Here is a 22,070-nt window from a genome sequence, read left to right as displayed (position 1 = left end):
TGTCCCCCGAGAGTCATGGGTGGTGAGCCGACACGGGGCCGGCCGAGTGGTGCGTGAAGAATAGTGACGCCACATCAATAGTGCGACCTGACATGCACATTGGCACGTCTCGGCCCAACCGCAGCCGGAAGACGACCTGTTCGCGACCAGTTCGGCGCCGACGGTGGGCCCGGGTCACTGTCAGACTCTCCGCCATGGGGACGATCTATGCGCTCTTGGTGGGCATCAACGACTATCCACGCCAGACGGCGACGCCGCTCACGGGGTGCGTCAACGACATGACGGAGGCCGGGCGGCTGCTCGCTGACCGCGCGGTCGGGACGACTGACGTACGGATCCTGCTGGACGCCGAGGCCACGACAGCGGCCGTCACGGACGCGATCGAGCGGCACCTGGGGGCGGCTGGGCCCGGGGACACGGCCCTGCTCTGGTTCTCCGGGCACGGCACGCAGTCGCAGGCGACCGGCGTGGACCTCCTGATCGAGGCGACGGGCCGCAACCAGGCCCTCGTCTGCGCGGACGGCCCGCTGCCGGACAAGCGTCTGGGCACCCTGCTGGACGCGGTCGCCGCGCGGGGCGCGCACACCGCGGCCGTGCTCGACTGCTGTTACTCCGGGGGCGCGACGCGGGACTCGGAGCTGACGGCGCGCTATGCGCCGCCGGGGGCGGGGTGGGACTTCACGGAGGAAAATGCCGTGGGATCACGGGACGTGGTGGCCCCCGAGGGCCCCGCGCGGCATGTGCTGCTCGCCGCGAGCAGGCTCAACCAGCTGTCCTACGAGGGCTACTTCGCGGGCCGCAGACACGGCGCCTTCACCCACGCGCTGCTCGGCGCCGTACGGGACTCGGGCACGGACGCGACGTACCGGGAGCTGCTCGCCGCCGCCGACGCGCGGCTGCAGCGTTCCGGCGGTGGCCAGCAGCCGGTCCTTTACCCGCCGGAGCCCGGCGGCGTCGCGGATCAGCCGTTCCTGGGCGGCGCGGTCTCGCGGGCGCCGAGCTCCCACCTGCTGCGGTGCGGGACCGAGGGCTGGGAGGTGGACTGCGGCAGCGGGCACGGATTGCGGGAGGGGGCGGGGGCTTCGGGGACGGAGTTCACGGTGCTGCCGAGCGTCGGCGACGGCGGGGTCGTCCGGGCGCGGGCCGTGCACGGACATCGCACGCTCGTCGATCCCGTGGAGTGGGAGCCGTCCGCCGCACGGGTCTATCCGGTGGCGCTCTCCGCGCTGGCGCTTGCGCCGACGACGGTCGCCGTCACCGGGCCGCTCGAACAGACCGACGCTCTGCGGACGTTGAGGGAGGCGCTGACCGCGTCCCCGTTGCTCCGGGTGGTCGACTCTCCTCTGGAGGCGGGGGATCTGCACTTCCGGGTCGAGGTGCGGGGCGCGTCGGCGCATGTGCTGCGGAGGGACGGATCGCCTTTCGTGGAGGCGCTGCCGCTTACGGACGCGGGGCGCGTCGCGGACTGCCTCGTCCACCTCACGCGCTGGCATCAGTTCCGGGACCTCTCGTCGCGGCCTTCGCTCCTGGACGGGCTCGTGCGAGTGGAGATCAAACCGTGGGAGACGCGGGACGAGCGGGGCACGGAGCTGCTGCCGGACGGGGGCGGGGAGATCGTCTGCCCCTACGTGCCGGGGCCCGGCGGGCCGCAGAACCCGTGGGTCTCCATCCGGCTGCACAACCGCTCCCCCGACCGGCCGCTGTGGTGCGTTCTGCTGGACCTCACGGACAGCTACCGGAGTGACGCGGAGCTCTATCCGGGGCACTTCATCGCTCCGGGGCACACGGGGTACGCGCTCGACGACCAGCCTGTGCAGCTCTCCCTGCCGGTGGGGCGGGCCGCCGTGGGCGGCGCGAGTACGCGGGACTGGCTGAAGCTGATAGTGGCGGAGGGGGAGCTGAACACCGTGCCGTTCCATTTGCCCGCGTGGGACCCGCAAGGCCTGGGATCCCGCTCGGCCGGGTCCGCCGCCTCCGATGATGGCGTCCTGCGGCTCACCGGCCCCCAGGAGCCGGGCGGGCGACGGGACTTGGGGCGGGTCGAGGGGGGTGGGGCGCCGGGGCTTTGGGCCACGCGGACGATTCCGTTGCGGACGGTGGTGCCGGGGGCGCCCCCTACTGCCCCAGATGCGTGAATCCCGCCCACCCGCTCAAGTCGTCGGGGTCCACGCCCCGGGCCCGGTCCGCCAGCAACGGGGGCAGCCCCTGCGGGAGTTCGCGGTCCGGGTCGAGGATCCACAGCTGGGCCCTTCGTAATGCCCTGGCGGGTCGCTCCCCCTCCACCCGCAGAAAGTGGTGCGTGAGGAACATCAGCACCGACGTCGCGTCGTCCGGTACCGGCCACAGCGAGCCGATCACCGACCGTGCGCCGGCCACGAGGAACGCCGTCGAGAGGGTGTACGCCTCGTTGTGGCCACGCCCGGACACGTGGCTCCGGCATGCGGCGAGCAGCACCAGACCGAGCCGACCACGGCCCTCGCCGCTCAGCGCCTCCGTCAGCTCCTCCGCCGACAACTCGCCCCCGTGCAAGGAGAGATACGCGCTGCCGCGGGCCGCGGACCGTCCCGTCACCGCCGCGTGGCAGGCCAGGTGCAGCACCCCGCCGCTGTCCTCTTCCCCCGCCCGCAGCCAGGCCACCACCTCCTGCGGAGTGCCCGGCCCGTCGGACGTATCGCCGGAACGGCCCCCGAGGAACTGCCCGGACGGGTAGAAGACGCGCTGCACCGCGTCGGCTTCCTCGCCCGCGTACCGCAGGTCCCCCGTGGGGTTGCCGACGACCAGCGCACGCCCGGTGTGCGGGACGGCGGCCCGGGCGGCCACGTCGCACAGCAGACGGGCGGATGCCGCGTACGAGATCTCCGCGTCCTGCAGCGCGTACCGTCGGCGCCCGTCGCCCACCTGGCCCCACGCCGCATGCCAGGGGACGAGGCCGAGCGCGCCCATCGGGACGAGCACCAGGCGTGGCACCCTGCCGGGCTTCCTGGGCGCGGCGAACGCGTCGAAGAGCGGCCGCATCGCCGCGTACCAAGCCCAGCCGCAGAGCCGGTCGAGCCGGTCGCGGAGGGGTGTCGGGGCGGCCGTTGCGGCGGCGTAGCCCGGCACAGGGCCCATGTCGCGGGAGCCTTCGCCCGCGGGCGTGTACGCCCTGAGCGGCCCGGCGTCCTCCATCAGCTTGGGCAGCGGCACGGAGTGCACGTCGCCGCCGTTGGTCACGAGGACCGCCGCACCTCCGCCGTCGTCGGACGCGGGCACGAGGTAGACAAGCGCGTCCTTGCCCAGGGTGCGCAGGGCGGTGGCGATCTCGGTGGGCGTGGGCGGGTCGAGCAGGCGGTCCTGCGGGGTGCCGTCACCGGGGGGCGCCTCCTCGCCGGTGAGCGCGGCCAGCACGCGGCGGCGCAGGGCGCTGGGGACGGACAGGGGGGCCTGCGTGGCGGAGAGCGGGTCCGATGCCTGGTCGGGCTCGGCGCCCACCCCGCGCCACTCCGACGCCAAGTCCTCACGGCCGACCGCGGCGAGCCGTTCAGGCACGGTGCTCGATGTGGTCGCCGCGTGCAGGACAAGGCCCCGGCAGGCGTCGAGCGCCCGTACGGCCTCCTCGGGGACGTTGTCGCGCAGGCACCACGCCGCGACTTCGAGCGCCGAGGCGGTCGCCTTCGCCGCGGCCTGCGTGGCGTGCTCGGTACCGGACTGGAGCAACGCGGCCCAGGTGTGGCCGCGCAGGGCGTCGAGTCCGATGCGGCGGGCGTTGGCGCGGTCGTCCTCGCGCAGCGAGCCGCGGGTGCGGTAGGCGCGGGCGAGGCCGAGGCCGGTGGACGCGTAGAGGCGGTGCTCGGGGCCACCGACCGCGCCGAAGGAGTACTCCAACATCGCGATGCCTTGGGCGAGATGGCGGTCGCGGGCGCGTGGGTCGCGCTGGATCTCGGCGAGCGCGCAGTTGCCCGTGCCGAGGCAGTTGGCGTACCGCAGCTTGCTGTCGCTGCCCTCGTCGACCATGTCATGGGCTTCCTGGACCAGCTCCATCGCCTCGGCGAGCTCGGCGGCGTCCTGGGTCTTCCCCGCCCGTACGAAGCGGGCGATGCCGCTGTCGCCGAGCACCCAGGCCCGGTGGTCCCGGGGCAGCCTGGCTGCTTCCCTGCGCAGCCTGGCGGCGGTGGGCCTGCCGGCGAGCGGCGGGGCGGGCGGCTCGCCGGTCCGCTCGGCGAAGTCGTCGCGGATCATCCGGTCGAGCTCGATGAGCGTCCACAGTTCGGCGCGGGACGGGTCCTCGGGGTCGAGTCCGGCGTGCACCTCGATGACGACGGCGATGTTCCGGTCGGCGTCGGCGAGGTCGCCGCGCCGGATCGCGGCCTGGGCGTCGAAGGACGCCTGCTGTGCGTCCATGACGCGACGCGTGCGCGGGGAGAGCCGGGGGTTGTCCCGCAGCTTCCGCCAGCCCGCGCGGGCCGCCTCCACGTCGTCCGCGCCGCCGCCGGTCTGCCCCCGGTGGCTGGTGGCCATGATCCTGGCGAGGTCGAGCCCGTGCCCGCCGGCTCCGCCGCCGGCCCGCGCCCCCGCTGCCTCGGCCTGCGCGAAGTGGTCGAGGACCGCGTCCATGCCGCCACCCGAGCCCGCCATCTCGTCGACCATGCGGGCCGTACCGGCCGCCATGTGCGCGGTGCGCTGCCACTCCGGGTCGTCCTTGCCGTGGTCGAGGGCGGCCGCCACCAGCTCGTCCTTCTGCTCGGCGGTAACGTGGTCGCCGTGCGGGTCGAGGACGCGCAGATGGAACAGGAGCATGGCGGCGGCCCTCGCCCGGCCGGGGCCGGGTTCCTCCGCGCTCCACTGCACGTACGCCTTGTCGAAGGCATCCGCGAGGCGTTCGGGCCCGAACCCCGCGAAGAGGCCGGGGAAGTCCTCGTCGCTCCCGCTGAAGTCGAGGAACCTGCGGCCTTCCTCCACATCGTCGATGAACTCGCCGTACAGCGCCGTGAAATCGTCGTCCCGCACCGGCGTCCCGTCGCCGTCCGCCTGCTGTCCGCCCTCGTGCCGGGCCCAGGCGGCGAGGAGGCGTGCCATCTTCCGTACTTCCGGGTGTGCCCGCTCGTCCGCGAGGACGATCCCGGCCGCGTCCGCGACGTCCGCCACGCGCCGCGGATCGGGGTCGTCCCCGTAGCGGGCCTGCTGGAAGCCTGCCAGGAGGATCGCCGTCGCCGTGACTGTGCCGTCCCGTTCCGACTGCCACTCGGCGACCGCGCGGCGCATCAGGGCGATGCCCCGGTCGCAGCCCGCCGCGTCACCCCGAGCCGCGGCACGCTCGTAGAGCAGCCGCCCGAATCCGTCGAGGAACTGCGGCAACAGCTGTTCCTCCACGCCGGGCCTGGCAAGCAGCGCGGTCAGCTCGACCTCGCCCGCCGCCCCGTGTGCCTGGTCCTTCCAGGTGGACCAGATCACGACGCGGACGAAGACGGCCCTGCCCTCCGCCTCCCCTGCCCACCACGGCTCTTCGCCGGTGCTCCGGCGTGCGTCACGGACCGCCGTACCGAACGCCTCACGGGCCTCCTCCAGTTCGTCCCGGTCGGCGGTCGCTCGGCCGTGCACGAGCAGGGCCAGACCCAGGCTGTGCCGGACGAGCGGCAGGTCGGTACCGGGCAGCGCCGCTTCGAGCACCGCCTTGTAGTGCGCGGCGGCGGCCGCCGCGTCCTCGACGGCGCCGCGCAGCGCGCAGCGTTCGAGCCGCAGGAAGCCCTGTGCCTCCCACAGGTCGACGGACTCCTCGCCGCCCGCCTCCAGGACGGCGTGGGCGTCCGCGCAGCGGCGCAGAGCCTCGTCGAGCAGCTCGGCCCGCACCTCGCCGGGCGCGTCCGGCGAGCACCGCACGTACCGCTCCTTCGCGCAGAGGGCGAGCAGATGGCGGCCCAGTACGCGCGTGTCGTCGTACACGGAGTCGCCGGCGGACAGCGACGCGGTTCCGGCGAGCAGCAACTCCCAGCAGTCGTCGAGAAGTTGCCGCGAGGGATCCGTGTCGTACTGAAGGGCGCGCACGTGCGCGTACACGATCCGCCACGCGTGCCAGTCGTCGTCGGTGCCCGGCGCCGCGAAGGCCAGGGCGAAGGCTTCCGCCGCCAGCTCCAGGTCCGCGCCGTCCGGGTCGCCGTCGGCCGACAGGTGGATGCGGTAGCTCAGTTCGCCCGCGTACGCGCACAGTGCGGGCGCCTCTTGGGCGTCGGACGGCAGCCGCGCGAGGTGGTCGAGGATCTCGGCGCGCTCGCCCTGGAGCATCTGTCTGTTCTCGTCGAGCACAGTGAGCCTTACGTGTGGAGAGGGCACTCAGGGCGCGAGGCGCGCGTGGTAGGGCTGGAGAACGGAGTTGAGCCATCGCTCGCCGTCCGTCGTGCCGAAGTCCACGACGTCCCCCTCGACGGCCGCGACGGCCGCGACGGCCCCCTGCGGGCACCGGTCGCCGAAGAGCAGCACTGTGCGGTCGGCGGGCTCGCGTTTCGACGACCAGACGAAGCCCTGCGCCCAGGGGTCGGTGTGATCGCGTATCCAGTGCGCCCAGTCGCGCGTGTAGGCGTAGTCGATCGCCTCGGTCTGGACGAGCCAGCTGTCCTGGTGGACGGCGGCCAGGTCCTGCGCGCTCATCAGCGACACCACGGTGACATCGGTGGTGAGCCGGAGCGTGGACAGGCGCCGCCCCTCGACGCTCACGCGCGGTAGCAGCCGGGGGCCGCCCGCCGGGTCGAACGGCAGGGAGCGCAGCAGCGTCTCGCAGACCGCGGCCGCCGGGCTCAGGCCCGCGTAGAGGTAGCCGTACGGATCGCAGGCCGTGCCGTCGAAGCGGCCGCCCCCGTACAGGCAGTGCGAGGGGCGCGGGTTGAACGCCGCGGCGTCGCGGCGTGAGGAGTGCACGCGGTGCAGGACCGTGCCCCGTTCCAGGGTGACCTTGGCGGGGGTGCCGGTCATGGTGTCGGGCGGGCGGTAGTTGGGCACGGCTAGTCACCCTCCATCAAGAAGCGTGCCGTGTCCGCGAGTTGGCGGTCGCGTCCGGCCCCGAGGAACTGGACGGGCGGGGCGCCGAGCCAGGCGTTGGCGGACAGCCACCAGTCGGCGGCGCCCCAGGGGTCGCGGTCGGCGGCCAGGAGGGCGTTGACTTCGAGGACTACCAGCCAGGGCATCGCGTCCTCGGAGAACTGGAAGCGCGGCAGGCGTGGCAGACCGCCCGCCGCGGGCAGCCGGATCAGCTCGGGCGCGAAGGGATTGCCGCCGTGCCGCAGCACGGTGTCGGCGTCCAGGGCGGGCGCGGCGAGCAGCCGTTCGCGGACCGGGCCGAGCACGGGACCGACCATGCGGTGGCCGTCGATCAGGAGCACGGCGAGGTCCTCGGCGTGGAATCCCTGATAGCTGAGATCCTCTCCGGCCGTCCCTTCGAGCTCGGCGTCCATGGTGAGCCGTGCCTCGCCCCCGGCGCCGAACTCCTCGGGCAGCCGCTCCCGCAGCAGCCCCGCCGCCCGATCGGCCGCTTCCCTGCGGGTCGCCTCGTCCGTGTCACCGCCGCGCACGACGCCGAGCAGCGCGGCGAGGCGGTCGAGGAGCGGCTGGTCGAGACGGGCGCCGACGCGGTCCCATAGCGCGGCGGCGGCCGCGAGCACGGCGTACGGATTCACGGATTCCCCCTGTCTTCGTGGATCCCCCGGTGTTCGTGGACCCCCCTGCCTTCGCGGATCCCCGGCTCGGCGTACCCGGCGAGCAGCCTCTCGATGAGGTCGGCGCGTGCGTGGCGGCGGACGACGAAGTGGACGTCCCAATCGGCGCCACGGGCGAATTCCGCCTCCACGGCCGCCCACAGCGCGCCGAAGCTCTCCAGCGGCGGGAGGCCGCCGCGGCCCGCGCCGAGCAGCGGCACGCAGATGGAGGTGAGGGGCGGATCGCTCGCGCGGGACTCCTCGGCGAGCAGCGCGAAGGCGCGGGCCACGCCGCGGGTCACGTCGGCCGGCTGTACGTCGTAGTCATTGGTCTCGGGCCGTGGCACGGCCACGGCTACGTGGTAGATCCGCCGGACGCCCTGGACGGCGAGGGCGCCGGCCGAGGTGGCGACGACCGTTCCCGGCAGGGCCGCCCGGCCCGGAGTTCCGTGCCGGGCGGCCCACCCCCGTAACTCGTCGTGGACGTGGTCCTCGACGAGGCCCCCCGTCGGGTCCTTGCGCGCACCGGCCCTCCGCAGGGTCGCCGAGACCGACGACTTGTAGGCGGCGGGCAGCGCGAAGTACGTGTTGGAGGGCGAGACCACGACATCCACGTCCCGCAGCAGGTCCACCGAGTGGACGTGCACGGTGACGGTCACGGCGCGCCCGTGCAGAAAGAGCCGGAGCTCACGGTGGGCAGCGGGCAGTCCGCCCGCCGGTCCACCCCTCTCCCCCGGCGCCCGGACGGCGATGCCGACGACCTGCTCGGCTATCTGCCCGAGCACCATCAACTCATGGTGCTTGCGGAAGCGTTCGACGCTGACCCCGTACACCTGAGCGGCCCTGCGGCGCCGGTCAGCCGGCGGCCAGTCGCGGGTGCCCTGGGCGAGGCCGAGGGTGTACTCGGCGGCGGTCTGGAGACTTCCGCCCCCGATTCCGGCGACGGCGGCCCGCAGCAGCCGCTCGACGGCACCGAAGGCCAACTCGCCGCCGGTCGTGGGAAGTTCCTCGGCGATCCGGATCAGCTCAGGCGTGTCCGTCTCGCGCAGTCTGACGACGCCCGCCCGCCGCACCTTCCTCACCTCCTCGAGCACCAATCCGTGATCGGGTATGTGAGGAGGCGGTGACATGGCGGCAAGGATCGCACCGGCGTCACACCCCTCACAAGCCCGTTCCGTTCTCCCCTCGTCCTCCATTGCACCGCTGACGCCGGTCGGACTCCGGGCACGCGCAGGGCGGAAACGGGGCGCGGGAGCCTTCGCCCGCGTGCGGTGGCGCCTGAACAGGACGACGATGGACAGATAAGGGGACACATAAAGGGACACATAAGGGCCGCGACGCGATCACCATCCCTGAGGGGGCATGGAGATGTGTCATGCGCGTCCACAAGGTACGCCCCGACATCAGCGTCCTGAGCGACAGCCTGGAAGTACCGGGGATCGGGCACATACCGGTCAACGCCTTTGTGCTGCACGCCTCCCAGCCCGTCGTCGTCGACACCGGCCTCGGGCTGTCCGACCGCAACTTCCTGGAGGCGCTCGCCACCGTTCTCGATCCCGCCGACGTGCGCTGGATCTGGCTCACCCACCCGGACCGTGATCACACCGGCGGGATCTTCGATCTGCTGGTCGCGGCGCCCCATGCACGGGTCGTGACCACGTTCGGGGGCGCGGGGATCATGTCCTGTGAGCGCCCGCTGCCCCTCGACCGCGTCCATCTGCTCAACCCGGGGCAGAGCCTGGACGTCGGCGACCGCACCCTCACGGGGTTCAGGCCGCCGCTCTTCGACAACCCGGCCACCGTCGGCTTCTTCGACGACCGGTCGGGGGCCTGCTTCAGCTCCGACTGCTTCGGAGGGCCGATGGCCACCGCCGAGCTGGCACAGGCCGACGACGTGCGCGAGGTGCCCGTCGAGGGGCTGCGGGCCGCGCAACTGCTCTGGGCGACGGTCGACAGCCCCTGGGTGCAGGTCGTGGACTCCGGGAAGTTCCTGGACAGCTTCCAGCCGCTGCGGGACGGGGCGCCCGAGCTCGTCCTTTCCACGCATCTGCCGCCGGCCCTCGGCATCACCGGGACGATGATGGACACGCTGGGCTCGGCGGCCGGGGCCTCGCCCTTCGTGGGCCCTGACCAGGCGGCGCTGGAGCAGATGCTGGCCGGGTTCGAGCCCGCGGGCGCGCCCCCGGTCGCGTCGTGACGAAGGCGCCCCGGACCGTCATGACCCGGGGCGCCTTCAGTGACGTACGAGAAGGGGATCTCGCGTCAGACGAACAAGCTGACCACTGCCGCCACCACGAATCCCGCCACGGACAGCACCGACTCCAGGACCGTCCACGTCTTCAGCGTGTCCCGCTCCGAGATGCCGAAGTACTTCGCCACCATCCAGAAGCCGCCGTCATTCACGTGCGAGGCGAAGATCGAGCCCGCCGAGATCGCCATGATGACCAGGGCCACGAACGCCTGGGAGTGGTCGCCCTCGGCGAGGAGGGGGGCCACGATGCCCGCCGTCGTCACGATCGCCACCGTCGCCGAGCCCTGGGCGACGCGAAGGACCAGGGAGAGCAGGTAGGCGAGGACGATGATCGGCAGGCCCACGTCCTGGAAGGTGTCCGAGAGGGCGCCGGCCACGCCGCTCGCCTTGAGGACCGCGCCGAAGATGCCGCCCGCGCCGACCACCAGGAGGATGTTGCCGACCGGCTTGAGGGACGAGGTCGACACCGTCTCCAGGGACTTGCGGGACCAGCCGCGCCGGATGCCGAGCAGGTAGTACGCCATGAGCAGGGCGATCGTCAGGGCCACGAAGGGGCTGCCGAAGAACTCGATCACCGAGCGGAAGGTCGAGGGGTCGAAGGCGATCGACGAGAAGGTCGCGAGGAGGATCAGGAACAGCGGCGTTCCGATGATCGCGAAGACGGTGCCCAGCGGCACCGGCTTCTCGCGCGGCTCGACGCCTGCCGCACGCTGCTCGGCGACGACCGCCTGGCGCGCCTCGTCGGCGGCCTCGACCATGTCCTGCGGGACGGGTACGAAGATGCGCTTGCCGATCCAGGCCGAGTAGACCCAGGCGGCGATGACGGCCGGGATGCCGCAGACGATGCCCATCAGGATGACCCAGCCGAGGTCCACGTGGAGCAGACCGGCGGCGGCCACCGGGCCCGGGTGCGGGGGCAGGAACGCGTGGGTCATGGAAAGACCCGCGAGCAGGGGCAGGCAGTAGAGCAGGATCGACTTGCCGCTGCGCTTGGCGGCGGCGTACACGATCGGCGCGAGGACGAAGATGCCGACGTCGAAGAAGACCGGGATGCCGAAGATCAGGCCCGTCAGACCCATGGCCAGCGGGGCGCGCTTCTCGCCGAAGAGGCCGAGGAGGCGGGAGGCCAACACCTCGGCGCCGCCCGACACTTCGAGTATCGCGCCGAGCATCGTGCCGAGGCCGATGATGATCGCCACATGGCCGAGGATGCCGCCCATGCCGGTCTCGATGACGGAGACCGCGTCGGACTTCTGGACCGTGCCGAAGAGTTCGGTGACGGAGAGGCCGGCCGAGAGGCCGACGACTATGGAGACCGCGAGCAGCGCCACGAAGGGCTGAAGCCTGACCTTGATGATCAGGAAGAGGAGCAGCACGATGCCGAGCGCGGCGACGGTCAGCAGGCCCGCCGTGCCGTCGATCAGGGTGAGGATTCCGCCGGTGTGAGGTGGTTCCTCGGCGGCGGGGGCGGCGGCCGCGAGCGCGGCGAAGGGGGACGACGGGGACATCTTTGACCTCGTAAGTGCATGGGGCTTTCAGGGCAGGGGGGATCACGGCGCGGCGCCCGAAGGGGGGAGTTGGGCACCGCGCCGTGAAGACTTGCGGCTTGCGGAGGGTGGTTCAGAGGATGGATCAGGGGACGGGCTGCGTCAGCTCAGGACGGCGAGCGCGTCGATCTCGATGAGCAGACCCTTGGGCAGGCCCACGTAGACCGTGGTGCGGGCCGAGGCGGGGGCCTTGAGGCCCTGCTCCTCGAAGTACGCGTTGTAGATCTCGTTCATCTCGGCGAAGTGGTCCACGTCCGTGAGGTAGACGCGCATCATCATCACGTCGTCCCAGGTCGCGCCGCCCTCTTCGAGGATCGCCTTGACGTTGTCGAAGGTCTGGAGGGTCTGCTCGCGCAGGGTGGGGCCCGCGGGGGTGGGGGCCTTGCCCTCCTCGGCGGGGAGGAAGCCGACCTGCCCTGCGACCTGAAGGATGTTGCCCTTCTTGACGCCGTGGGAGAACTTCGCGGGCGGGGTGGTGTGGGTGGCCGGGGTGAGAGCGATCTTCTCGGTGGTCATGACGTGCTCAGGCTTCCTTGAGGGGTGACTTGCCGGAGTACTCCCGGCTGATGGCGTCCGCCGTACGGCGCACCAGCGGGAGCAGCGTGAGGAGTTCGTCGGCGGTGACGACGACATTCGGCGCTGAGACCGACATGGCGGCGACGACCCGGCCGTCCGCACCGCGGATGGGGGCCCCGATGCAGTTGATGGACTCCTCGTGACCACCGAGGTCGGTGGCCCAGCCCTGTTCGCGTACGGCGCTGAGTTCCTTGAGGAACGCGGCGGCGTTGGGCGTCGAACGGGACGTGTACGTGGGGTAGTCGAGCTTTTCCGCGATGGCACGGCGCTCGGCCTCGGGAAGATCGGAGAGCAGCAGCTTCGCGACGGCGGCGACGGTGATCGCCACCGGCTTCCCGATGCGCGAGTACATCCGCACCGGATAGCGGCTCTCGACCTTGTCGATGTAGAGGACTTCCTGCTCCTCGTAGACCGCGAGGTGGACCGTGTGGCCACACTTCTCGTTGAGCGCGAGGAGGTGGGGGTGCGCGATCTCGCGTACGTCGAGGTTCTCGACGGCCTCCTGGGCGAGCGCGAAGAGGCGGGCGCCCAGGCGGTAGCGCTGGTCGGACTGGCGGTAGACCAGGCCGTGTTCGTGGAGCGTGCGCAGGAGCCGCAGCGCGGTGGACTTGTGCACCTCAAGACGCTCGGCGACCTGGCCGAGGTCGGCGGGGCCTTCGGCGAGCAGCGGCAGGATGGACAGGGCGCGGTCGACGGTCTGGCTCATGTACGTGCCTCCTCCTTGGCCTCAGTGTTCGCGGGGACGCCGTCCGTCCAGCCCGGGCCGAGACGAAGTGTCCCCCAGGCGTCGGCGTCCAGTGCGGCAAGACGATCGGTGTGCTCCCTCGCGGGAGGGGTCGCGAGGTCCTCGGGGACGGTGAGGGCGGCGGCCGCCATGAGGTGCCCGTGGCGCAGGCACCGCTCGGCGTCAAGGCCGCGCAGGGTCGCGGAGAGGAACCCGGCGGCGAAGGCGTCTCCGGCGCCCACGGGGGCGACGACGTCGACGTCGAGCGCGGCCTGGAAGACGGCGGGCTCCCCCTGGGTATGGATGGTGGCGCCGCGGCTGCCCTGCTTGACGACCAGGGTCGCGGGCTCCGGGAGCGCGGCGCGGATGGCGTCGGGGCCGCCGGTGACGCCCCAGGCGTCGGCGGCCTCGTCCTCGCCGACGAAGACGAGGTCGGCGCCGCGGGCCAGGTCGAGCAGGACGCGGGGTCCTTCGCTCGCTTCCCCGCTCCACAGTCCGGGGCGGTAGTTCACGTCGAACGACACCAGCGGGCGGCCGGGGCGGGGTGCGGTCAGCTCTCGCAGGAGGGCGAGGCAGTCCGCGGAGAGGGCGGCGGTGATGCCGGAGAGGTGCAGGATGCGGCCGGCGTCCAGGGCCTCGCGGTCCACGCTGCGCGGCGCCATCGCGGACGCGGCGGACCCGGCCCGGTAGTAGAGGACCTCGTGGGCGTCGGTGTCGCGGTCATCGGCGGTGCGGAAGTAGATGCCGGTGGGGCGGTGCGGGTCGCGTCCGACGCAGCCGGTGTCGACTCCGTAGCGGGCGATCGCCTCGACGAGGTGGTCGCCGAAGCCGTCGGCGCCGACCCGGCTGACCCAGCGGGTGCGGTGTCCGGCCGCGGCGAGCGCGCAGGCGACGTTCGACTCGGCGCCGCCGATTCCGCGATCGAAGGAGGGGACGTCGGCGAGGCGGCCCGCGCGGGAGGGCAGGAACGTGACCATGGACTCGCCGAGCGCGACGACGTCCACTGTTGCCTGCGCGTCCATCGCTGCCTGCGCGGCCTCTGCGGTCACTGTCTTCCTGCCCCTCAACCGTCGGTCCGGATCCGTTGACCCGGCGTTGGCTCGGATGTTAGACAGCAGTAAGCGACATACGCAATGACCGTTGCATATCATGCAACGCACCTTTTCGAGGAGGCGCCATGGCCGCCGACAACGCAGCCGACCACTCCGGCGGACGTCTTGTCCGGGAGCTCGACAGGCTCGCGGAAGAGCGGGTCGACCACCGCTTCAAGGGCCTTCCGCCGGACGCGGAGGGTCTGACGGTCGGCGAGCTGGCGGCCCAGCGCCGGAACCTCTTCACGGACGGTTTCACCACCCCCGTCCTCGCCCTCTCCGCCGAGCGACTGGAGCACAACCTCGCGCTGATGGAGACGTACTCCGAGCGGCACGGCCTCGCCTTCGCCCCGCACGGCAAGACGTCCATGGCGCCGCAGCTCTTCGCGCGTCAGATCGAGCGGGGCGCGTGGGGCATCACCCTCGCCGTGCCGCACCAGGTGCGGGTGGCGCGGGCCTACGGCATCGAGCGGATCTTCCTCGCCAACGAGCTGGTGGACGCGGCGGCGCTGCGCTGGATCGCGGGCGAGCTGGACGCGGACCCCTCCTTCCGCTTCATCTGCTACGTCGATTCCGAGGCCGGCGTCGCCCTGATGGACGCCGCTCTGCGCGAGGCGGGTGCGACGCGTCCCGTCGACGTCGTGGTGGAGCTGGGCGCGGGTGACGGGGCGCGCACGGGTGTGCGTACGGAGGCCGAGTGCGTCGAGATCGCCAACGCGGTCGCGGCGGCGGACACGCTGCGCCTGGTGGGTGTCGCCGGGTACGAGGGCGAGGTGCCCGACGCGACGCCCGAGCGGGTGCGGGCCTGGCTGGGGCGTCTCGCGGCGCTGGCGGTCGAGTTCGACAAGGCGAACCGGTTCGCGGATCTGGACGAGATCGTCGTCAGTGCGGGTGGCAGCGCGTGGTTCGACGCGGTGGCGGATGTCTTCGCGGAGATTCCCGAACTGTCGGTGCCGGTACTGAAGTTGCTTCGCTCGGGGGCGTACGTCTCTCATGACGACGGCCACTATCGTCACTTGACCCCGTTCAACCGCATCCCGGACGAGGGGGCGCTGCACCCCGCGTTCCGGCTCTGGACGCAGGTGGTTTCGCGGCCGACGCGGGAGCAGGCGTTCACCAACGCGGGGAAGAGGGATGCGGCGTACGACATCGACCTGCCCGAGGCGCAGGTCGTCCACCGGGGTGGGGTGGACCGGCCCGCGACGGGGGTCACGGTGACGGGCCTCTCCGACCAGCACGGATGGGTCCGTACGACCCCCGAGGCGGACCTCGCGGTCGGCGACTGGGTGGGCCTGGGTCTCTCGCACCCGTGCACTTCGTTCGACAAGTGGCAGCTGATCCCTCTGGTCGAGGCGGATGGCACGGTCACGGACTACATCCGCACTTATTTCTGACCCCTGGGTCTTGGGCGGCGCCTTTCTGACCCCTGGGTCTTGGGGGGGCGTCCGATCACCCGGCGGTACCGGGTGGCCGAACAAACAGAACCGCCGCTCCGCGGCGGATGCCTCCCACCCACCCACCCGATTACCCCGCAGGTTGACGGGTGGGTGGGTGGGGAAGCCCCGCGCCGAAGGCGCGGACTGACAAGACGGCGGGCGGACGAGACAGCAGGGGTCAGTCGCACGAGTACCACCCGCACCCGCCAACGAAGCCCCACCCCCGCCGGGGCCACCCGCACCCGGCGACGAAAGCCGCACGGGTGGTGCGGGTGGGAGCGACAACCCGGCCGGAGGCCGGGTGCACCACACACAGCCCGCAGCCAAGCGAGAAGAGAGGCACGGCCATGGACCTGGTCATCCGGGACGTACGCGTCGTCGACGGCACCGGAGGTGCCTCCTACCGAGCCGACGTCGGCGTACACGAGGGCAGGATCACCGAGATCCGCAGGGAAGGGGTGGGCGAGGGCCCCCGGCTCACCGGGGCCAAGACCCTGGACGCCCAAGGCCTGGCGCTAGCCCCCGGCTTCATCGACATGCACGCCCACAGCGACCTCGCCCTCCTCCGCGACCCGGACCACAGCGCGAAAGCCGCCCAGGGCGTCACCCTGGAAGTCATCGGTCAGGACGGGCTCAGCTACGCCCCCGTGGACGACCGCACCCTCGCCCAGGTCCGCCAGGCCATCACCGGCTGGAACGGCGACGGCAGCGACATCGACTTCGACTGGCGCACCGTCGGCGAGTACCTGGACCGCCTCGACCGCTCCCACGACGGCCACGGCATCGCCGTGAACGCCGCCTACCTCATCCCCCAAGGCACCGTCCGCATGTACGCGCTCGGCTGGGACGACCGCCCCGCCACCCCCGCCGAGGTCGAACGCATGAAGCAGCTCGTCGCGGAGGGGATGGAGCAAGGTGCCGTGGGCATGTCCTCCGGGCTCACCTACACCCCCGGCATGTACGCCGACGACTCCGAACTCACCGAGCTCTGCAAGGTCGTGGCCCAGTACAACGGCTACTACTGCCCCCACCACCGCAGTTACGGCGCCGGCGCCCTCCAGGCGTACGAGGAGATGGTCAACCTCACCCGCACCGCGAACTGCCCCCTCCACCTCGCCCACGCCACCATGAACTTCGGCGTGAACAAGGGCAAGGCGCCCGACCTGCTCGCGCTCCTCGACGACGCCCTCGCCCAAGGGGCCGACATCAGCCTCGACACCTACCCCTACACTCCCGGCTGCACAACTCTCGTGGCCATGCTGCCGAGTTGGGCAAGCGAAGGCGGCCCCGACGCGATCCTGACCCGCCTCCAGGACGACGAGACCGCCGAGAAGATCCGCCACCACATGGAGGTCATCGGCGCCGACGGCTGTCACGGCGTACCGATCGAGTGGGACAAGATCGAGATCTCGGGTGTGAGCGACCCCGGTCTTGCCTCCTGCGTGGGCAAGACGATCGCCGAGTCCGCCACCCAGCGCGGCGAGGACCCCTGGATCACCGCCCGTCGCCTCCTCATCAACGACAAGCTCGGCTCGACGATCCTCCAGCACGTCGGCCACGAGGAGAACGTCCAGGCGATCATGCGCCACCCCGTGCACACCGGCGGCAGCGACGGCATCCTCCAGGGCTTCAAGCCGCACCCGCGCGCGTACGGAACGTTCCCGCAGTACCTCGGCCGCTACGTCCGCGAACTCGGCGTCCTCACCCTCGAAGACTGCGTCGCCCACCTCACCGGGCGCCCGGCCGCTCGCCTGCGCCTCCCCGACCGGGGCGTCGTCCGCGAGGGCTACCGCGCCGACCTGGTCCTCTTCGACCCGGAGACGGTCGCGGCGGGCTCCACCTTCGACGCCCCCCGCACCCTCCCCACGGGCATCCCGCACGTCCTGATCGACGGCAAGTTCGTGATGGAGGACGGCCGACGCACGGACGTCCTCGCAGGACGCGCCGTGCGCCGCACCCTCTAAGCCCCGTCCCCTCCCTACTTCCTCACTTCTTCTTGCCCTTGATGTCGATGTGGGCGTTGAACTTCGCGCCCACGATCGTCACGAACACGTTGCCCTGCCGACCGCGCGTGGCCATCGTGTCCCCGACCTGCCCCTTGCCGAGGGCCGCCTTGTCCTGGATCTCGGTCGAGTAGAGGTTCGTGAACTGGTCGTAGCGCTCGGCGGCCAACTGGGCGGCTTCCTCCCACTCCTCCTGGAAGGCGGCGTATTCGCTCTCCGTCATGCCTGATCCGAAGGTGAAGTCGGGGTTATTGGCCTGCTCGTAGTGGTGCTTGCACTGGTCGAGGAGCAGGCCTGCGTCGGTCTTCACCCCGACCGTTTTCACCAGGGATTCGGCCTGCTTCTGGATCGCCGCCGCGCGCTCCGCCACCCGCTCCGCGCGCCGCTGTTCGATCAGGTCGTCCTCAATGGTCTTCTTGGCCGCCACCAGACCGTTGTTCTTGTCCTCGACCCACGCGATGCGAACGGAGGCGTCCCGCTTGCGCTGCGGGATCACTCCCCAGGGGAGGCCGATCGACTCGCTGTACGCGGTCAGCAGCTCGGTCGCTTCCGCCTCGTCGTTCGCGTACTCCACGTGATTGATCATCTTGGTCATGATGGAGCCCCCTTCGTCCCGCCGCCGGGCCGTCCGGCGGCGAGTGCGCGGGCAACGTCTCACCGCAGCGGGCCCCCGTCACCGGGTTGCGTCCCGTCCGGTTCTGCGGCGGGGAGCCCGGCGTACCACGCAACGCGAAGCCACGAACCGTTCAGTCACGCCGGGGCAATCACCTACTGATTAGCGTGGTTGCTGTGGGTGGGTGGCTGAGGGAGCCTCCATCCCGTGTGGGCGGGCGCGGCCCCGGTGGGGGCTGACTTTCGTCGGCTGATCTACGTACGGGCCCAGATTCAGCAACCCTCTTCCACAACCCCCAACCAACAGCCCGCACGGCTCCCCCCACTCCACAGCGACAACACCCCGCCACACCCGCCAGCCGGCCAACAGACAGCAGCAACAGGGGGGTGGGCACGGTGGGTGGTGGGGTGCGGGTGGGGTGTGGGCGGGGTGTGGGTGGGGTGCGCGTGGGGCGAGGGCGTGGGCGAGGATTTCGCGGATGGGGCCGCGCGTAGGGCGGGTCGGGGCGAGGGCTTCACGGATGGGGCCGCGTGTAGGGCGTGTGGGGTGAGCGCGTGGGGCGAGGGTTTCGCGGATAGGGCCGCGCATGCGGCGGGTAGGGCGAGGGCTTCACGGATGAGGCCGCGCATGGGGCGGGTAGGGCGAGCGCGTGGGGCGAGGGTTTCGCGGATAGGGCCGCGCATGCGGCGGGTAGGGCGAGGGCCTCGCGGATGGGGCCTCGTGGGGCCCATTTGCAGGAAAGTTCCACTTCCTGCCCCGCAAGCCCCAGCTCACTGCCGAACCAAGTGGGACTTTTCTGCAATGGCGGCTCATCAACGCCGAAAGACGGACAGCCCGACGAGAGAGCCCGACGAGAGAGCTGGGCGGTAGAGCTGGACACTTCGGTGACGCCAAGCGAGGAGGTCGGCAGACGGCGAACCCCTCCGTTGCCGCCCCTCCGATGCCACCACCCGTCGTCCCCCTCCGTCGCCACCCCCCCGTCGTCCCCCTCCGTCGCCATCCTCCGTCGCCACCCCCCGTCGTCCCCTCCGTCACCACCCTCCGTCGCCACCCCCTGTCGGTCCCTCTGTCCCCACCCGCACCCCACCACCCACCACCCACCGCGCCCACCCCCACACCCCCCTGTTGCTGCGTCTTTGTCTGTTGGCCTGGGCGCCGTGCTTCCGGGCTGCCACTCACACCGCCCTCGGGGCCAGCCCTGCCCCGTCATGTAAACCCCGGTGTCCAACCCCGTGGCCACGTCCGAACATCAGGCGACGAAAGCCAGCCCCCACCGGCCCGAGCCGGCCCACACGGGATGGAGGCTCCCTCAGCCACCCACCCACAGCAACCACGCTAATCAATTGCCCACGCAGTGGGGCCTTCTCACGTCACGCACGGCAGCGCCAGCTCGAACCACACCGTCTTGCCGATCCCGTACGACCGGGGGTACGACCCCCACGTGTCGGCCAGCAGCTCCACCAGGGCAAGGCCCCGCCCCGACTCGTCGTCCGGCCCCGCCTCCCTCGGACACGGCAGCGCATCACTCGCGTCCGCCACCTCCACCCGCAGGACGCCCCCGTCCAGCACGCACCGCGCCTCGACCTCCCGCCCCACCGAAACCCGCCCGTGCCGTACGGCATTGGTCATCAGCTCACTGAGCAGCAGTACGGCGGTGTCCGTCACGTCGTCCGGGACCTTCCAGTCCCGCGCCTGCTCGGCGAGCAGCGAGCGCGCCCGGCCGACACTGCGCGGGCCTCGCGGCAGCCGCCATCCAAACTCCCTCGGGAGAGGGGAAGTTGTGCGTTCCATGCCTCATACGCTGCCGGACCGGGCATAGCCAACGACGCGCTCGCCCGGCTCGGGGCGGCCGACAAGCGGCTGACGCTCTCGGCGGCCGAGTGCGCCGCGCTCGAAGAGCTTGCCGCACAGTGGTTCGCGCGCGGGGCCACGCCGGAGACGCTGGTGCGCGCCCTTACCGCTGGGCTGCCGGAACAGGTGTACTCCCCCGGCACGTTCGCCCGCCGCAGCTCGCCGCGCGGCGGCAAGTTCTCGTGGAGTGCACGGACTGCGGTGTGCCCGGACTCCCCGAAAGGCTGCCGGGAGCAGGGCGGCGGGGCCGGGCCGGGGCCGGGCCCCCGCCGCCCCGCTGCCACCTCACGACGTGCACCGCAGGGTGGCAGCGCTCAGATGCCTTACGGCTTGGCGGAGGGGGTCGGGCGTGGCAGCTTGCAGCCCTTCCGGGTGAGGTCGATCTTGCTGTCGTGGGTGACGCAGGGGACGATTCCGTACGTCTGCTGGGCGTAGTTGATGCCCTTGCGGACCGTCACGTTGCCTTTCCGGTCGACCTCACAGGGGTTGTTGAGGGTGCAGCGCTCGCCGTCCTCGTTCCCCGTGTTGTTGACGGCGGTGACCTTGCCGGTCTTGTGGTCGATCACCGGTGAGCCCGAAGTCCCGCCGATCGTCTGGCACTCGGGGGTGTAGCGGACCGAGTCCTTCCAGGTCCACTCGCCCTCCTTGAGGCGGTACGCGAACCCGTCGATCTTGCAGGTGTACGTCTCTTTCCAGTACCCGGAGACGACCGTGATGGCTCGCCCCTTGACCGGGTGGTCGTCCTCGATCTCCAGCGCCTTGATGCCGTACTTCTTCTTGACGTCGGCGTAGGTGGTGGTGAGTTGGTACAGCGAGATGTCGGTGTCGGTCATCGTCGCGTACGAGATCTTGCTCGCCTTGAGCGTCGCCTTCTCCGCGCCCGTGGCATCCAGGAGCTTGAAGGTGCGGGTGGACGGCTGGTCGACGATGACCTCGCCCGCCGCCGGGAAGCCGCTCTCCAGACAGTGACCGTTGGAGAGGACGAGCGCGGGGTCGTCCGCCTTCGACTGCGGCATGCGGACGACGGAGCCCGAACAGTTGCTCAGCGCCACCGTGCCCGCGAAGTCGACCGCCTTGGCCTTGGCGGCCTCCCCTGCAGCTTGTTTCGACGATGCGCTGTCCGGAGCCGCGATGGCCGGCGCGGAGCCGAAGCCTACGAGGGTGAGGGCGAGTAAGCCGCCCGCGAGAGCCTTCTTCATGTGTGGTGCCCCCCTTGTAGCTACGTGTAGCTGTGCCCTGTGGTGTTGTCATGGGCATTCTTCGGGGGCCCACGGATAAGGGACAAGGGGTGAGAACTCTTGCATTTCGGCGGGACCGGTCCGGGTAGGACCGGTCCCGCCGCGGGCCGGACCCTTACGGCTTGGGGAGCTCGCAGCCCTCGCGGCTCAGGTCGATCTTGTTGCCGGGTGCCACGCACGGCACGACGCCGTACGTCTGCTGGGCGTAGTTGATGCCCTTGCGGACCGTCACCTTGCCGTTCTCGTCGACCTCGCACGGGTTGTTGTCCGTGCACTCCTCGCCGCTCTCGTTGCCGGTGTTGTTGACGGCGACGACCTTGCCGGTCGCGTCATCGATCACCGGTGAGCCCGAAGTGCCGCCGATCGTCTGGCAGTCGGGGGTGTAGCGGACCGAGTCCTTCCAGGTCCAGTTGCCCTCCTTGAGGCGGTGGGCGAAGCCGTCGATGCTGCACTTGTACATCTTCTTCCAGTAGCCGGAGGCGACGGTGATCGCCTTCCCCTGCTCCGGGCGCGCCGCGTTCAGCTCAAGCGCCTTGATGCCGAACTTGCTCTCGATCTCGCTGTAGGTGCTGGTGAGTTCGTAGAGCGAGAGGTCGGTGTCCGTCATCGTCCCGTAAGCGATCTTGCTCGCCTTGACCGTGCCGGCGTCACCGCCGGAGGCGTCGAGGAGGGTGAAGGTGCGCGACGACGGCTTGTCGACGAGGACCTCACCGGGCGCCGGGAAGCCGCTCTCCAGGCAGTGGCCGTTGGACATCACGAGCGCGGGGTCGCCGGGCTTCGAGTCCGGCACGCGGACGACGGAACCGGAACAGTTGCTCAGTGCCACCGTGCCCGCGAAATCGACCGCCTTGGCCTTGACCGGCCGTTCGTCACTGACTGCCGCCGCGGGCGCCGCCGTTGCTCCGAGGAGCAGAACGGCGAAGCACGCACCGACGAGAGGCTTGTTCATGTGGGGGGTCCCCTCTGATGACCGTGTGACCGAAGTTGCTTCGGTTTTGTCATGCGCATTGTTGAGGTCCCCGGCCGCGAGGACAAGACCGCAAACGGACAGAGCTGACCGCTGACAGGACACTCCCCCC

General features: G+C 71.3%; 16 protein-coding genes. 4 read left to right on the top strand and 12 right to left on the bottom strand.

The window, feature by feature from the left end:
* Positions 1 to 194: 194 nt before the first annotated feature.
* Positions 195 to 2,135 (top strand): caspase family protein, encoded by a 1,941-nt coding sequence (locus ACWGI2_RS18225; protein ID WP_453696275.1) that lies wholly within the window; start codon positions 195 to 197, stop codon positions 2,133 to 2,135.
* Here ACWGI2_RS18225 and ACWGI2_RS18220 read toward each other — a convergent pair.
* From ACWGI2_RS18220 to ACWGI2_RS18205, 4 genes are read right to left on the bottom strand one after another with little or no spacing between them, the layout of a single operon-like run.
* On the bottom strand, positions 2,116 to 6,258 hold the full coding sequence (locus tag ACWGI2_RS18220) for a CHAT domain-containing protein (RefSeq protein ID WP_453696273.1): 4,143 nt from the start codon (positions 6,256 to 6,258) through the stop codon (positions 2,116 to 2,118). The two genes, ACWGI2_RS18225 and ACWGI2_RS18220, sit on opposite strands and share 20 nt — an antisense overlap.
* Positions 6,259 to 6,306: 48 nt before the next feature.
* A complete protein-coding gene (locus tag ACWGI2_RS18215; RefSeq protein ID WP_453696271.1) occupies positions 6,307 to 6,969 on the bottom strand; it encodes an RES family NAD+ phosphorylase in 663 nt (220 codons plus the stop codon).
* Between the two features lie 2 nt (positions 6,970 to 6,971).
* Positions 6,972 to 7,643 (bottom strand): hypothetical protein, encoded by a 672-nt coding sequence (locus tag ACWGI2_RS18210; protein WP_453696269.1) that lies wholly within the window; start codon positions 7,641 to 7,643, stop codon positions 6,972 to 6,974.
* Complete coding sequence (locus ACWGI2_RS18205) at positions 7,640 to 8,791, bottom strand: hypothetical protein (RefSeq protein WP_453696267.1); 1,152 nt, start codon at positions 8,789 to 8,791, stop codon at positions 7,640 to 7,642. The genes ACWGI2_RS18210 and ACWGI2_RS18205 overlap by 4 nt, the downstream gene beginning before the upstream one ends.
* 245 nt (positions 8,792 to 9,036) lie before the next feature.
* Between ACWGI2_RS18205 and ACWGI2_RS18200 the strand changes: the two genes are divergently transcribed.
* The gene (locus ACWGI2_RS18200) at positions 9,037 to 9,858 is read left to right on the top strand and encodes an MBL fold metallo-hydrolase (RefSeq protein WP_453696265.1); all 822 of its coding nucleotides are present in this window, start codon (positions 9,037 to 9,039) and stop codon (positions 9,856 to 9,858) included.
* Between the two features lie 65 nt (positions 9,859 to 9,923).
* Here the strand turns inward: ACWGI2_RS18200 and ACWGI2_RS18195 are convergent, their stop codons facing one another.
* The 4 genes from ACWGI2_RS18195 to ACWGI2_RS18180 form a co-directional block, all read right to left on the bottom strand.
* Complete coding sequence (locus ACWGI2_RS18195) at positions 9,924 to 11,420, bottom strand: GntP family permease (protein WP_453696263.1); 1,497 nt, start codon at positions 11,418 to 11,420, stop codon at positions 9,924 to 9,926.
* Between the two features lie 141 nt (positions 11,421 to 11,561).
* Entirely contained in the window at positions 11,562 to 11,975 is a 414-nt protein-coding gene (locus ACWGI2_RS18190) for a RidA family protein (protein WP_453696261.1), read from the bottom strand.
* Between the two features lie 7 nt (positions 11,976 to 11,982).
* The gene (locus ACWGI2_RS18185; protein WP_453696260.1) at positions 11,983 to 12,741 is read right to left on the bottom strand and encodes an IclR family transcriptional regulator; all 759 of its coding nucleotides are present in this window, start codon (positions 12,739 to 12,741) and stop codon (positions 11,983 to 11,985) included.
* Entirely contained in the window at positions 12,738 to 13,781 is a 1,044-nt protein-coding gene (locus tag ACWGI2_RS18180; protein ID WP_453696761.1) for a sugar kinase, read from the bottom strand. The genes ACWGI2_RS18185 and ACWGI2_RS18180 overlap by 4 nt, the downstream gene beginning before the upstream one ends.
* A gap of 155 nt (positions 13,782 to 13,936) precedes the next feature.
* On the opposite strand from ACWGI2_RS18180, the gene ACWGI2_RS18175 reads away from it, so the two are divergent.
* Positions 13,937 to 15,244, top strand: a complete 1,308-nt coding sequence (locus ACWGI2_RS18175; RefSeq protein ID WP_453696259.1) for an amino acid deaminase — start codon at positions 13,937 to 13,939, stop codon at positions 15,242 to 15,244.
* Positions 15,245 to 15,633: 389 nt separating this feature from the next.
* On the top strand, positions 15,634 to 17,250 hold the full coding sequence (locus tag ACWGI2_RS18170; protein WP_453696258.1) for an N-acyl-D-amino-acid deacylase family protein: 1,617 nt from the start codon (positions 15,634 to 15,636) through the stop codon (positions 17,248 to 17,250).
* 22 nt (positions 17,251 to 17,272) lie between these two features.
* Here ACWGI2_RS18170 and ACWGI2_RS18165 read toward each other — a convergent pair whose 3' ends face one another.
* The 4 genes from ACWGI2_RS18165 to ACWGI2_RS18150 form a co-directional block, all read right to left on the bottom strand.
* On the bottom strand, positions 17,273 to 17,884 hold the full coding sequence (locus ACWGI2_RS18165) for a hypothetical protein (protein WP_453696257.1): 612 nt from the start codon (positions 17,882 to 17,884) through the stop codon (positions 17,273 to 17,275).
* Between the two features lie 1,383 nt (positions 17,885 to 19,267).
* The gene (locus tag ACWGI2_RS18160; protein WP_453696255.1) at positions 19,268 to 19,693 is read right to left on the bottom strand and encodes an ATP-binding protein; all 426 of its coding nucleotides are present in this window, start codon (positions 19,691 to 19,693) and stop codon (positions 19,268 to 19,270) included.
* 383 nt (positions 19,694 to 20,076) lie between these two features.
* Positions 20,077 to 20,952 carry a trypsin-like peptidase domain-containing protein gene (locus tag ACWGI2_RS18155; protein WP_453696254.1) on the bottom strand — a complete coding sequence of 292 codons (876 nt, stop codon included), beginning with the start codon at positions 20,950 to 20,952 and terminating at the stop codon, positions 20,077 to 20,079.
* A gap of 154 nt (positions 20,953 to 21,106) precedes the next feature.
* Positions 21,107 to 21,940: a trypsin-like serine peptidase gene (locus ACWGI2_RS18150; RefSeq protein ID WP_453696252.1), complete on the bottom strand. Its 834-nt coding sequence runs from the start codon at positions 21,938 to 21,940 to the stop codon at positions 21,107 to 21,109.
* Between the last annotated feature and the right edge of the window lie 130 nt (positions 21,941 to 22,070).

Source organism: Streptomyces sp. NPDC054866, assembly GCF_053610745.1.
This window is presented reverse-complemented; position numbering and strand designations above follow the sequence as displayed.

Bases quoted from the DNA above. Each gene is read 5' to 3' on its own strand.
- ACWGI2_RS18225 (WP_453696275.1), top strand. From the start codon at position 195: ATGGGGACGATCTATGCGCTCTTGGTGGGCATCAACGACTATCCACGC.
- ACWGI2_RS18220 (WP_453696273.1), bottom strand. From the start codon at position 6,258: ATGCTCCAGGGCGAGCGCGCCGAGATCCTCGACCACCTCGCGCGGCTG.
- ACWGI2_RS18205 (WP_453696267.1), bottom strand. From the start codon at position 8,791: ATGTCACCGCCTCCTCACATACCCGATCACGGATTGGTGCTCGAGGAG.
- ACWGI2_RS18200 (WP_453696265.1), top strand. From the start codon at position 9,037: ATGCGCGTCCACAAGGTACGCCCCGACATCAGCGTCCTGAGCGACAGC.
- ACWGI2_RS18195 (WP_453696263.1), bottom strand. From the start codon at position 11,420: ATGTCCCCGTCGTCCCCCTTCGCCGCGCTCGCGGCCGCCGCCCCCGCC.
- ACWGI2_RS18190 (WP_453696261.1), bottom strand. From the start codon at position 11,975: ATGACCACCGAGAAGATCGCTCTCACCCCGGCCACCCACACCACCCCG.
- ACWGI2_RS18185 (WP_453696260.1), bottom strand. From the start codon at position 12,741: ATGAGCCAGACCGTCGACCGCGCCCTGTCCATCCTGCCGCTGCTCGCC.
- ACWGI2_RS18180 (WP_453696761.1), bottom strand. From the start codon at position 13,781: ATGGACGCGCAGGCAACAGTGGACGTCGTCGCGCTCGGCGAGTCCATG.
- ACWGI2_RS18175 (WP_453696259.1), top strand. From the start codon at position 13,937: ATGGCCGCCGACAACGCAGCCGACCACTCCGGCGGACGTCTTGTCCGG.
- ACWGI2_RS18170 (WP_453696258.1), top strand. From the start codon at position 15,634: ATGGACCTGGTCATCCGGGACGTACGCGTCGTCGACGGCACCGGAGGT.
- ACWGI2_RS18165 (WP_453696257.1), bottom strand. From the start codon at position 17,884: ATGACCAAGATGATCAATCACGTGGAGTACGCGAACGACGAGGCGGAA.
- ACWGI2_RS18160 (WP_453696255.1), bottom strand. From the start codon at position 19,693: ATGGAACGCACAACTTCCCCTCTCCCGAGGGAGTTTGGATGGCGGCTG.
- ACWGI2_RS18155 (WP_453696254.1), bottom strand. From the start codon at position 20,952: ATGAAGAAGGCTCTCGCGGGCGGCTTACTCGCCCTCACCCTCGTAGGC.
- ACWGI2_RS18150 (WP_453696252.1), bottom strand. From the start codon at position 21,940: ATGAACAAGCCTCTCGTCGGTGCGTGCTTCGCCGTTCTGCTCCTCGGA.